Source organism: Alteromonas sp. MmMcT2-5, from assembly GCF_022348315.1.
GTDB lineage: Bacteria > Pseudomonadota > Gammaproteobacteria > Enterobacterales > Alteromonadaceae > Alteromonas > Alteromonas macleodii.
This window is the reverse complement of record NZ_JAKRFB010000036.1, coordinates 1-13247: the sequence shown is the minus strand read 5'-3', so window position 1 is coordinate 13247 and position 13247 is coordinate 1. Positions and strand designations below refer to the sequence as shown.

5 protein-coding genes are annotated in these 13247 nt (G+C 46.2%); 4 read left to right on the top strand and 1 reads right to left on the bottom strand.

Translation table 11 applies throughout. The features are described from left to right. Positions 1-208 precede the first annotated feature (208 nt). Positions 209-1888 (top strand): AMP-binding protein, encoded by a 1680-nt coding sequence (locus tag MHN09_RS14715; protein ID WP_049587639.1) that lies wholly within the window; start codon positions 209-211, stop codon positions 1886-1888. A gap of 158 nt (positions 1889-2046) precedes the next feature. On the opposite strand, the gene MHN09_RS14710 is transcribed toward MHN09_RS14715, so the two are convergent. Continuing rightward, positions 2047-2700, bottom strand: coding sequence for a dUTP diphosphatase (locus MHN09_RS14710; protein WP_239241222.1), 654 nt, complete (start codon positions 2698-2700; stop codon positions 2047-2049). Positions 2701-3338: 638 nt separating this feature from the next. Here MHN09_RS14710 and recC point away from each other — a divergent pair. From recC to recD, 3 genes are read left to right on the top strand one after another with little or no spacing between them, the layout of a single operon-like run. Beyond that, positions 3339-6962: an exodeoxyribonuclease V subunit gamma gene (recC, locus tag MHN09_RS14705; protein ID WP_239241220.1), complete on the top strand. Its 3624-nt coding sequence runs from the start codon at positions 3339-3341 to the stop codon at positions 6960-6962. Next, positions 6959-10909 carry an exodeoxyribonuclease V subunit beta gene (gene recB, locus MHN09_RS14700; RefSeq protein WP_239241218.1) on the top strand — a complete coding sequence of 1317 codons (3951 nt, stop codon included), beginning with the start codon at positions 6959-6961 and terminating at the stop codon, positions 10907-10909. The genes recC and recB overlap by 4 nt, the downstream gene beginning before the upstream one ends. 33 nt (positions 10910-10942) lie before the next feature. Next, positions 10943-13144 (top strand): exodeoxyribonuclease V subunit alpha, encoded by a 2202-nt coding sequence (recD, locus tag MHN09_RS14695; protein ID WP_239241217.1) that lies wholly within the window; start codon positions 10943-10945, stop codon positions 13142-13144. The last annotated feature ends 103 nt before the right edge of the window (positions 13145-13247 follow it).

The window sequence follows — 13247 nt, the reverse complement described above, 5'->3', positions numbered from 1 at the left end:
ACCGCGTTTTTCTAACAGATAAGACCATAAAGATTTAAAAGCCAAATCTATAAGAAAACTAAATTTAGCCTCTAAAGCCTTGTTATTCGTCGCATAGAATGTAAACGCTTGTTTAAAAAGCTTGTTTTTCAATAAAAAATAGGGCTTATTAGAAGTCTGTGAAATCATTGTAAAAATGAGCTACATTATAACAACATATGAGTGACTTATGCCGCTAGACATGACAGCAAACGCAAATACCACGGAAGTAATAACATCGCCATTAAGTATGTTGTACCACTGGGAACAGAGCCGTGGGAACGACGTATTTCTTACGCAGCCTATTAACGGTGAATACCACGACTACACATGGAAGCAAGTCGCCGAACAAGCCAGAAAAGTGGCAGCACGTTTACGTGAATTCGATTTCCCGCAAGGCAGCCGTATAGGTATCTTTTCAAAAAACTGTGCTGAGTGGTTTATCGCTGATCTGGGCATTATGATGGCAGGTCACGTGTCGGTACCTATTTTCTCAACAGCCGGTCCAGACACGGTCCAGTATGTATTGAAACATGCTGACGTACAGCTATTGTTCGTTGGAAAACTAGATAATACTGCAGAACAAGTTGCCTCTATTCCTTCAGAATATTTAACGGTTGCATTTCCTTACCCAAACATTGCTACTAAACAGCAGTGGAAAGAATTTATGGATATCGCGCCCATAACAGACTCGCCTGTACCTGATATGGATGATTTGATGACGATCATTTATACGTCTGGCAGTACCGGTCAGCCTAAAGGGGTGGTGCACAGTTACAATACGGCTTGTTGGGCAGCGCGTCGCTCACTCGATCAATTGGGTATTAACCAAAACGATCGCACAATGAGCTACTTACCTCTTGCGCATATTACAGAGCGTGTACTGGTCGAGCTTTCAAGCTACTACAGTGGTGGCAAAATTCACTTTGTAGAAGATTTAACTACCTTCCAACGGGATGTAGGTCACTGTCAGCCAACGCTATTTATTTCGGTACCGCGTTTATGGACAAAGTTCCAGATGGGCGTGTTAGCGAAAATGCCGCAGAAGAAACTGGATACGCTGCTTAAAATTCCAATTTTGAACAAAATTGTTGCGAAGAAAATTCGCGATGGCTTGGGCATTAATAACGCACGTTTGTGGGCAAGTGGTTCGGCGCCACTTGCACCAGCAGTCATTGAATGGTTCGCGAAAATTGGTATCTACATTTCTGAGGGATGGGGAATGACCGAAAACAGTGCCTATGGCACCGGCAGTGTACCTTTCCGTCATGATAAAATCGGCTGTATCGGCAAGCCATACGACGGCGTAGACATTCGCACGTCAGAAGAAGGTGAGATTCAAGTTAAGTCGCCGTGCAACATGCTGGAATACTACTTGGAACCACAAAAAACGGCTGAAGTCTTTACTGAGGATGGTTATCTGCGCACTGGCGATAAAGGGGTCATTGATGCTGATGGCTACGTTAAAATTACTGGTCGTTTAAAAGACATCTTTAAAACCGCGAAGGGTAAGTATGTTACGCCAGCGCCGATTGAAGCAAAATTCATGGAAAACCCTATTGTTGAGCAAGTGTGTGTAACGGGGACTAATTTGCCTCAACCTGTGGCTTTGCTAGTGCTTAGTGAAGAAGCGCAGAAAAAAGACAAAGCGGGCATTGAAGCAAGCCTTAAGAAAACATTCGAAGCTATCAACGCAAAACTGGAAAGCCATCAAGTTATGGATCGCGTTATCATTATGAAAAACGAATGGAGCATCGAAAACGACTTGCTGACTCCGACGCTCAAAGTAAAGCGTCATGTTTTAGAAGACCGCTTTGTTGATATTATCCAAGGTAGCTATCGCGACAAATTAGTTTGGGTTGACGCGTAAAATCCTCGTTGAGTCTTTTGCTTTGGCACTAATTGAAAAAGCTCTGTCCATGACAGAGCTTTTTTTATTAGAAGGAGGGGCAATAAGCGTTAAAACTGTGTTGGGCTATAAGCACTACAGCGACGCTAAATCGCGTCAAACGAAACGCAATGGTCGCTTTAAGAAGGGTAGCGAGAGCGTAACCCTTCATATACTAAGTCGCTAAACTCTGGCTTCGTTAAATCTAGGGCATCCATTACTTCTACCAGGTGCTCGTTGTCTTCACGACCTTCCCACACTTTTACGTAAGTGCCTTCTTTATAGCCGTTATCTTGGCGGAAAAAATTGAGCACATTTTTACCTACGTACTGACGATACAGCTCGTCAGCTGACATTTCACACTGGCTTACGATGAACATGAATAGTGGCACGCTAAAGCGTTTGGCGGCGCAAAGGCCCGTCATGAGCTCTAAATTATCAAGAAGCGTCAGATTTGACGCGTCGTAGTCCTTTCCATCGAAGGTTACTAGCGTTTTGCCACTTGCTAATTCAGAAGCAATACTTTTTGCAGATTCAGCGATATCGCCTTTATATTCAATAATGCAGGCACTTAGTGCAAAGTGCCAGATATCCACCAATTCCATCTGAAGCTGTGGCAAGTCTTTTTGCTGTGCTTTCCACCATTTCCAGCCGTGATGCTCAATCGCTTCAACTGACTCTACCATTGCTGCACGTAAGTATCCGTAACCAGCATTTAGCCAGTCTGGGTTTACTTTGGCGTTCATTTTATCCTGAAGAGAAAGCATAGTGGCGAGTTGTTGCGCGGTTAACATTGTTGCTCCTGACCGTGAAATTGTGTTGCGTTTCGTAAAGGCGAAATTGTACTTGAATGACGCTTCGGGAGAAACTGCTAAATTTGCGGCAGCGAGAGTAAAGCGCTTTCTTTAATGTCTGCTTGCTTGTGGTGCACTTGCACCATGGTAAAACTATGACTTATTGGTCATGTTTTCTCGTTTCGTGTAAGTTGTTGATACTTAATGATTAAAAAGTTGGCATTCAACCTGCTAAACATAAAGCGTTAACAGTGCTGCTCAGTAGCGCTAACGTGAATGAGTGCCAGGCAACGCTTATTCACGTTGTTACTGAGTAGACCGTAAACCTTACCCATACAGATTTTTCGTGTCCTGAGGTCTGTGTGGGTTTTTTTTGTCTGAAAATCGCCCACACACGCTTCTTTGTACTCATTTACTGCGCCAGATCTCTCTATTACTTCGCTAAGAACTCTCCGGATATTGTTTTCGCCATGCCCCCCCAGATATTTGTTTTATTATCATAAGACAATTGCTCATCTAAATTTAGGAGAAATAACTTAACTACTGAGCCCAATGCGATACACTAAATTATAAGGTCGAGGATACCTGTACAGTCTTTGCACAGTATCTAAAAGCACGTTCTACAAAGGATTTTTCGATTGCTTGCGCTATATCCCTCTAATAAATTAGAACACTTAAGTTTTCTTCTCACCACGCTTTTACGTCAGCAGCCCATGGGCGTATTTACGCCAGAAACCATCTTGGTTGAAAGCCCGGGAATGCAGCACTGGGTCAGTATGCAGCTTGCCAAAGAACACGGCGTGGCAATGAATATTGATTACCCTTTACCAGTACGCTTTATGTGGAATACAGCACGTACAGTACTTGGACAGGACAAAGTACCCAAGCAATCTCCATATCGTCGTGAAGTACTGACATGGCGTATCGACAATATTCTCCAAGACAGCTCGCTAATGAGCACAGAAGCTTTCGAGCAAGTTAACCGGTATTGGCAAAATGCGGGAAGTGAACAAGAGCAGGGGTTACAGCGCCTTCAGCTAGCTACCGCTCTGGCCGACGTGTACGAGCAATACTTGTTGTACCGCCCAGACTGGTTATTTAAATGGGAAGCTAACGAACGCGCTGTATTTGATGACATGGAGATATGGCAAAGCGAAATTTGGCGCATATTGGTCAAAGAGCAACCGCTGCATCCTGCACGTTTGCATCAAATGACGCTCGATGCGTTAGAAGCTGGTCATTTACCAAGCGAGCCAACGAACAAGTTGCCAACTCGGGTGATAGTGTTTGCCATTAACACTATGGCCCCGCAGCTGATCGCGTTTTTTGACGCTCTCGCGCAGCACATCGATATTCATATATTTCACTTAAATCCTAGCGTTAATTATTGGGGTGAAGCGAAAAGCAGTAGTGAACAGGCGAAGCTATTGCGCTTAGAAGGCCTTAAAAAATGGATGGAAGAAGATCAGTCAAACCCGCTGCTTGGCAACTTAGGTAAGCAGGGCAGAGAGCTATTCAACTTACTCACCGAGCTCGATACCTTTGAGATAAGTGCGTTTGATTCACCAGATTTTGAAGAGCCTTCTAACAGTGGTGAGAACGTTCACCGTTATGGTCTACTCGAATATATTCACAACGATATATTGCAAGCCGCTCAACCTAAGCCACTTACTCATGATTTAAGAGAAAAAGACGATAGCGTTACTATCATGTGCACCCATTCCGCACTTCGCGAAGTGCAGGTATTGCACGACCACTTGTTACACTGGTTATCTCAAGATAAAGCGCGCACCCCATCTGATATTCTGGTGATGTGCCCCGCCATCGAAAACTACGCGCCATTTGTTGATGCTGCATTTCACAGAGTAGGCACAAAGGCTTTGGTTGGCAGGGGACAGGTTAGGCTTCCGTGTACCATTGCAGATAGAAGCCCAATGGATGCAGAGCCGTTGATTGCGGCATTTATGGCGCTGCTACAACTGCCCGATAGCCGTTTTGGTGTGTCGGATATTATGGATTATTTGCAGTTAGATTCAGTGCAAAAGCGTTTCTCAGTGTCACAAGATGATATCGAGCAAATGGTGGTATGGCTAAAACAAGCTCATATTCATTGGGGTCTTAATAGCGCCCATAAAACGGCCGTTTCAGAAGGCGTTGATCTAGACGACACTTACAGCTGGTGGTGGGGAATACGCCGTTTACTTATGGGCATGCTGGCACCAGATAGTGAAGTCATTGTTAGTGACTTACTTACTATTCCCGACGTTGAAGGACAAAGTGCGCTTACGCTAGGCAAGCTTATTGACGTTGTGGCGCTGTTGGGTGAGTTTGCCCAAGTATTAACAGCCCCAAGGACGGCCGCGCAGTGGTCTAAAGCCTTAATATCGCTTAGAGATGCGTGTTTTATGCCGATAAAAGAGCAGCAGCAAAGTTGGGATCTTATTGCCAAAGTTGCTGCCGATCTTGCTGCACGATGCGAAGAGGCAGGTTATGAACACGAACTCACCCTTCGTCAGGTTCGCGACCTGCTACTCAATCGATTCTCGTCGCCAGATGCTGGTAACCACTTTATGACCGGTCAGGTTACGGTGTGTTCAATGCTGCCCATGCGAAGCATACCGTTTAAAAAAGTGTGCATTTTGGGCCTGAACGACAGTGAATTCCCCAGAAAATCAAGCCCACTTGGCCTCGATTTAATGGCAGGTGCTGGCCGCCAAATCGGTGACCGCTCAAGACGTTTGGAGGACAGATATTTATTCCTCGAAGCCATTATTTCCACCAGAGAGAGCTTATATTTAAGCTACCAAGGAAACGACGTTACTAATAATAGTGAGCGACAACCCAGTCTGGTATTGGCTGAGTTCATGGATATGCTAGAAAACAGCTACGCACTGGAGTTATCAAAGTACAGCGTTAATGCGCCGCTACACCCGTTTAGTGAAGAAGGCTTTACGGGAACCTTGCCGAGCTACGAAACAGGGTGGTTACGGTTAGCTGACGCGTTACAAAAAACGAAATTAAATACCGACGAAGCAGACAATGACTCTACCAATGATGCGGATACGTCAACGTTAGCGCCATCACCTGATGCACTATCAACGCAATCGCTTCGTCTATCAGGTATTCAAGTTGCGAGAGCTTTCAAAGATCCACTGGAGTATTTTTCTGTCCAACGGCTGGGCGTGAATCTGTCTCAATCGTTTACGCTACTTGAAAATAGCGAGCCGTTTGAAACCAATGCGCTGCTGCGCTACCAGGTGCTCGATGCTATCTTTTCGTCTGCAGAGCGCCTTGCGCCAGAGAAAGATGATGTCACCTCTCTTTCCTATAGTGAAAAAGTGATCACGTTTGCGTCGCTTAGAGGGGATATTCCCAATAACCCCGTTGCCAGAGATGAAGTTGAAATGTGGAAAGAAGGGGCGTTGGCATTGAGTCAGGCCATGGGTCCTCACGACGCGGAGCCTAAAAAAGCGCACTTTCAAGGCAAATACATCACCTTTACTTCATCGGCTTTATTAGGCAGTGACGCGCTAGTCGAGCTTTGTGCAGGCAAGATTGACGCACATCGCGCTTTGGGTTTCTTCATCTCACAATTAGTTTTTTCAAGCAGCGATGAAGAAACCAGCTACAGCAACTATCCGCTGGATATCTATTCCTGTGCTTGGGAAAAGGGCGAAACCATTTTGAAAAAGCAGCGTTTCTCCGCTTACGATCGCGAAACTGCTGTGCGTTTACTTTTGTTTATTGAACAGCTTTATATGGCAGTGTACACGGCGCCGACACCAGTTCATTTAAGTTTGTTCGGTACTTTTATGCCCGGGACCAGAAATTCAGACACTAAGCCTGTAGTGGAAAGCATAAAGCCTGAGATGTTTACCGACATTCTGCATGCGCTACTAGAGAGTGCGGACGGGACTAGTGAAACCGACAAAGCGATACTTAGCCAAGTTCAACATGCAATTGACGAGATGTGCCCGTTCACTGATAAAGACAACGCTGTAGCTAGCGAAACGACAAGTGAAAAACACGAAAAAGCAAAACAGGCGGTGGACCAAGCCGCTGCACTTTTTGACACGATAGAATTACAGCGAGCATTAGCCGACTGGCAACAAAGTAGCGGGCAGTTCAGCGCCGATATGGCAAGCAACCCTTACTTACATTGGCTGTTTCCTCAGGGCGTGAGTTGGAATGATATACCGCATTTAAGTGCTTTTGTGCTGCTCGCCATGGTCAACAATGCGTCTCAGGAGGAGAAGCTATGAGTTACAACCCTACATCCTCTGATAACCCTATAGACGAACAATCTCAGCCGCAAACCGACGACCACAGCGGCACTGAAGCGCAATTACTCGATGTCGTCGCTATGCCGTTAAAAGGGCGCCACCTTATTGAGGCCAGCGCTGGTACAGGTAAAACCTTTAATATTACGCGCTTGTATCTGCGTCTATTGCTTGAAAAAAAGCTCACCGTCAAAGAAATATTGGTGATGACTTTCACCAAAGCCGCGACCGAAGAAATAAAGGGGCGTATTGCGGCAACATTAAGAGAAGCTCTACTTATTTGGCAGCAAGCCAAAGATAACGGCAATGAAATAGACAGTGGCTGTGACCCGGTTTATCAGTATTTATTTAATAGCTGTGATATTGACGAGAGTTTGGCACTTTTAAAAGCGGCGCAGCTAGAGCTTGATGAAGCCTCGGTGTTTACTATTCACGGCTTTTGTCAGCATGTTATTACCCAATTAGCATTTAACAGCGGCTTTGCCATGTCGCTTAACTTGGGCAATGACACCAGCGACTTGTACCTTGAAGCTGCCGAAGACTTCATTCGAAAAATTAGCAAAAGTGAGGACGAGTTTAGGCTACTGGCAGAGTCAGGCTGGCATACACCAGAAAAACTGCTGCGAGAGTTTAACGCCAGCATTAAAAGTACTCTGACCCCAATATTGCTTAGTGAAGAGAATATTGAGGCGGCGTGTAAAAAGCAGCTAGATGAAGCGCCGTACACGTCTTTAGCCTACGTGAAGTCTCTACTTCAAAGCGTAGAAGACAATGAAGGGCTATTGGTAGAACAGCTCATCAAAACACCGGCCCATAAAAAAGAGCGGCCGCAGGAGTTGGCTGCACTTAAAGCTTGGTTGCGTTCTTGTGTGGATGAACAAAGTTATCATCTTCCTCCACCGGAAGCGGAGGCTTTTGTTAAAGGTAACCGATATGCGCGAAATTCATCTGGCGTAAAAGAGATTTTAGCGCCTATAAAAGACTTTGCAGGGGCGCTTAAAAAAGCATTTGGCGAGAAAGACAAAGCGCTTGGTAAGGTGCCTGTATTCAAGCTGGTGGTTGAAGCCATTGCGTTCATCAAATCCCGCGTTGAAAAGCAGAAAAAGCAGCTTGGCGTTATCGACTTCGACGATCTTATTCGCATGCTCGCCGACGAAGTGGTGAAGCCGAACAATACCCTAGTGCCTGAGCTTCGCAAAAAATTTCCCGTAGCGCTTATCGACGAATTTCAAGATACCGATGCAAAGCAGTACGCGATTTTAGACGCAGTTTATCCTAATCCTGAGAATGCTAACGAAAGTGCGTTATTAATGATAGGTGACCCCAAGCAGGCGATTTATCGCTTTCGCGGTGGCGATATTTTTACCTATTTAAAAGCGGGTAGGCAGGCAGATTACCGCTGGGTGATGAATACCAACTGGCGCTCGGTTGAGGGAATGGTTAAAGCCTATAATCGGTTATTTTATGGCGCGCCTGTGGCATCAAATAGACCTGCCGATGTGTTTGGTTTTGATATCAAATACAACCCAGTCGAATTTACGCCTAAAGCGGCCGCGGCAAAAACGCCACTTATCGATCCTGCCGAACAAGATAGTGTAATGAAGAGCGGTGTAATGAAAAGTGCTGTAACGAAACGCAGCGCAATGAACTACGTTAGCATGTGTTTGGACGACAAAGAAAACGCCCACATTATGCGTCGCAAAATGGCTCAGTGGATTGCGCAAGAGATTTACCGCTTATTGAACGAAGCGCACTTTCAAACCGCCAATGGTGGCACCGCGCCGGTTAAGCCTCAGGATATCGCTATCTTGGTGAAAGACAGGACCGAAGCTGGCGCTATCAAAAGTGTACTGCAGCAAAAAGGCTTGGCGTGCGTTTATTTAAGCGATCGCAGTAACTTATTTGCCAGTGCCGAAGCCAAAGATGTACTGCGGTTACTTAACGGTATTTGGCATGCTAACGACACCAGTAAAGTAGCGTCGAGCTTGGCGTCACCGCTTTGGGGGTATAGCGCACAAACACTTATTGAATTGCTATACCATGAAGATGACGCGCAGTGGGATGCTGCTATCGACAAGGTATTGTCGCTGCGGGATATGTGGCTGCAAAAAGGGTGCATGAGTGTGCTGCTGTATTTAATGCAAGACAGCTATCAACCTCATGCTGACAGCGTGGAACGCGCCCTTACTAACTATCAGCATTTGGCCGAAGTGCTGGAAAAAGCGAGCACTACTCACCAGCGCCCAGAGCAGCTACTCGACTGGTTGAATAAGCAAATTCATAAGCCTGAAAGCGATGAAGAGCTTACTTTGCGCCTTGAAAGTGACAGCCAACTTATTCGACTTATTACTCAACACGGCTCGAAAGGGCTAGAGTACCCCATCGTGTTTGTTCCTTTTGCCACCGGCTACAGAGACGCCGCTAAAAACGGCAACACTACGTCGCAAATACTTACTTATTACGACGAAGAAAAACAAGATTTGCAAATGCAGCTTGGGCAGACGCCACAGGCGATAGCTCGCGTTCAAAGTGAGAGTGAAGCGGAAGACATGCGACTGGCCTATGTGGCGGTAACACGAGCTGCCCATCGCTGTTACATGGGCGTTGTACCGCTGACTAACAATGAAAGAAGCGCGTTAGCACGAGCACTTGGTGTAGGTGGCGATGGCAGCAACAACGATTGGTCAAGTGTGTTAAACCGTGTTGCTGAAGAAGAAGCGTCCCATGCCTGCCATATCGACGGTGATGAGTTTGAGGAAGTGTATACTGGCTTTGAGCAAGAAGATGAGTTACCTCAGCTTACCGCGTTGCAATTTACCGGCACGGCAAGCGAAGAATGGCGACTGTATTCATTCTCAGCAATGAGCCGTTTAACCACGGTTGGTGCTAACCAAAGCGTTGAAACAGGCACAGCGGCAGAGCCCGGCGCATCAACAGAGCCCTTAGGTCAAACCCTTCCTAGTGTGCCCGTACTTCAAACCATTCGAGATGAGGAAGTGTATGCAAGCGACCCCCTTATGGGTGAGATGGTCACAATTGATGCAGACATCAATTCCTCGGCAGCTGTTGAAAGTACGGTAAGTAAAAATGATCTGCGTTTTACCCTAGAGAAAGGTGCGAGCGCAGGCAATTTACTTCACGATATTCTAGAGCACAGTGACTTTAGTGCGCCCGATTGGGAAGAAACGGGTAAGGAACTGGTTAACCGCTTCGGGTTAGATGAAAAGCGAACGCCGCTACTCTATGAATGGTTAGAAGAAGCGCTACAGACGCCTCTGTATCCCAATATGCAGCTAAGTATGAGTGATTTGCCCTTAGCGCAAACCCTGCGCGAAGCCGAATTCTATTTTCCAATGAACGACACGCAATGGACTCAGCTTCGTGAAGTACTCGCGACTCATCGAAAAAACGTGGCTGACGTTATTGGTGGTGAAGTGGAAACAGCGCCACAACTAATTACTGCAAAATTACAGGGAATGATGCACGGGTTTATTGACTTGATTTTTGAGCATGACGGTCAGTTTTATGTGGCAGACTACAAGTCAACCTGGCTTGGCGATACTCTAGATAGCTACACGCCAACAGCGCTGTTTCATAACAACCAGCATCACCTTTACGACCTTCAGTACTTAATTTACTGCTTGGCGCTACATCGCTATTTAAAGAATACGCTGCTTAACTACGACCCAGATATGCATTTTGGTGGTGTGTATTACTTGTATCTACGCGGTATGCACCCAGAAAACGAGCGCGGGGAAGGGGTATTTTATACTGATGTTCCATCGTCTGTACTCAATCGATTAGACGGGATATTTGCGAGCAAAGACGATGCCCAGCAAGGCAATAGTTCTTCGAATGCAGGCAGCTCTCACCAGCCTTTGGAACAAACGTCTTCGGGTCAGCAGCAGTTTAGTTTCGATGACGAGTAGTCAACATCATAGAGGCTAAAGCAAAGGAAAATAATGAAAAGCAATCAACACTCTGTACCGTCATTTTTTGATAACTTGTTTGGCATCGAGGCAATCGACAAATTTGTCGCAAAAGAATTTGGCTTTATTGATGAATTGGAGCAAGAAGAACAGTTTATTTGGGCTGGGATCTTAGCATACTTGTCGTATATGCAGCGCAATGGCCACAGCTGTATCTATCTTAAAGACATAGCGGGTACGACGCTTTTTAAAGAGGTAGTCGCAGAACAAGAGGCAGCCTTGGCGGCCGAAACAAATGAGCATAGCAGTAACGGGGCGGCCGCTGCTTCACTGACGCTGGTTGAACAAACCGAGCAGGAAAAAGCGCCCAAAGCAGGTGTTGACGTGCCACAACTAACACCGTTACTTAGAATTGTAAAAAGCGCACTGGTTAACGAGCAGGTGGCTCAACTATTTGTCTATAGCAACGGCAAGCTGTACAGCCGTCGCTACTATGAATTTGAACAAGAAGTAGCGCGCAATGTTGTAAAACGAGCTGCGCTTACGCCGTTAAGTGATGAGGCAAGCGAAAAAGTAAAGCAACTTTGGCCCGCAATATTTCCTACCGAAACAACCGATCAGCAAGACTGGCAGCAAATTGCGGTGGCGAAAAGCCTGATGCAGCGCTTTTGCGTTATAAACGGTGGGCCAGGAACAGGTAAAACCTATACTGTATTGCGCTTATTACTGGCGCTACAGGCTTGCGATGAAAACTTAAAAATTGTGCTGGCAGCGCCTACAGGTAAAGCGCAACAGCGTATGACCGAATCTATTATGAACAGCATAGACGGGCTTCGCGGCAAGTTGGACGACACAGTGCTTAACAACGTGCCTACCGACGCTGTGACGCTACATAGATTACTAGGATTGCGCGAGCACGGTGTATCGACTAAGTTCAATCAGCACAACCAATTGGCAGCAGATGTACTTATTGTCGATGAAGCAAGTATGGTCGACTTAGCGCTAATGACACGTATAGTACGAGCGTTACCAGACCATGCACGGCTCTATTTTATCGGTGATGCAGATCAGCTTCCTGCGGTTGAGCTTGGCAACGTGTTAGAGCAGCTAGTTAGTACCGCGCCAGCATGTTTTGATGACAACGCGAATGTGCCAAATGGCACAAACAGCGCACATAGCTCACTTAGTTTAAACAGTCATGACGACGCGTTTTCTTTAGGTGGCGTGCCATCGTTAATGCGTCAGCACATCGCTACGCTGTGCCCGCATTTGCCCTTGTTACCGGTTGATGAGCAGGCAAAAAGCTATGTAGCAACTCTGCAAGCACCGCAGCGCTTCAAGGGGCAGGTGGCAAAAGTTGCAACGGCCATACAGCGAGGTGATGCAAGCGGCGCACTTACTGCAATTAATGACCAGGCTGATGCCAATGACGAAAGTGCGGGTCTTGGTTCAAATACGGCATCGCGACTACAATCCGGCGTTCATCTATGGCCAGAACTCCAGGTTAGCGGCCGTGATTTACAACAGTTGGCCAAAGAAAGCTTCTTGCCTATTTTTGACGCTGGCAGTGCCGAAGAAGCGCTTAATCGCCTGAATGTGGTTAGGTGGCTAACCCCAGTCCGCAAGGGCGGAATGGGCGTAGAAGGCCTGAATAATTTGGTGTTCGATGCTATCAAGCACAAAATCAGAAAGCGGGAAGGCCATTTCTATCAAGGTCAGCCCATTATGATTGTAAAGAATCATCATCCTCAACGACTATCAAACGGTGAGGTTGGTGTAATCTGGCCTGACAGCAAAGGAAAGCTATATGCGTGGTTTTACCAGGATAGCCAAGCTTCGGGTCAAAACGGTTCAAGTCAGAAAGCTTCGGCAAATGCGGGAGACAGTGCTGACAAGACGCTAGCGCAAAAACAAGCGTTGCGCAGCATATCGCTATCAAGAGTACCGCAGTTTGAAACTGTGTATGCCATGACAATACATAAATCTCAAGGCTCTGAGTTTAACCATGTTGTACTTATTTTACCTAAGCCTGATAGCGAAAAAGCCGCCAACTTATTTCATCGAGGCCTAGTGTACACAGGGTTAACCCGTGCCATAGACGGCTGCTTAATCATTTCTGACAACGCTACATTTAGCCACATGGTTCAACGGGTGGATAAGCGTTATTCCGGGCTGTCTGAAGCGATTAGCCTGCACCTAGAGAGCACATCAAACGCCACCCCAGAGACTGAATAGAAATAAATGTACTCTGACCCTGAGGTATCCCCACAAATAATATTGCGATATCAATAAGATAAAAAAGATAGGAACATTCATGACGTTTGGTGATCAGATCAAT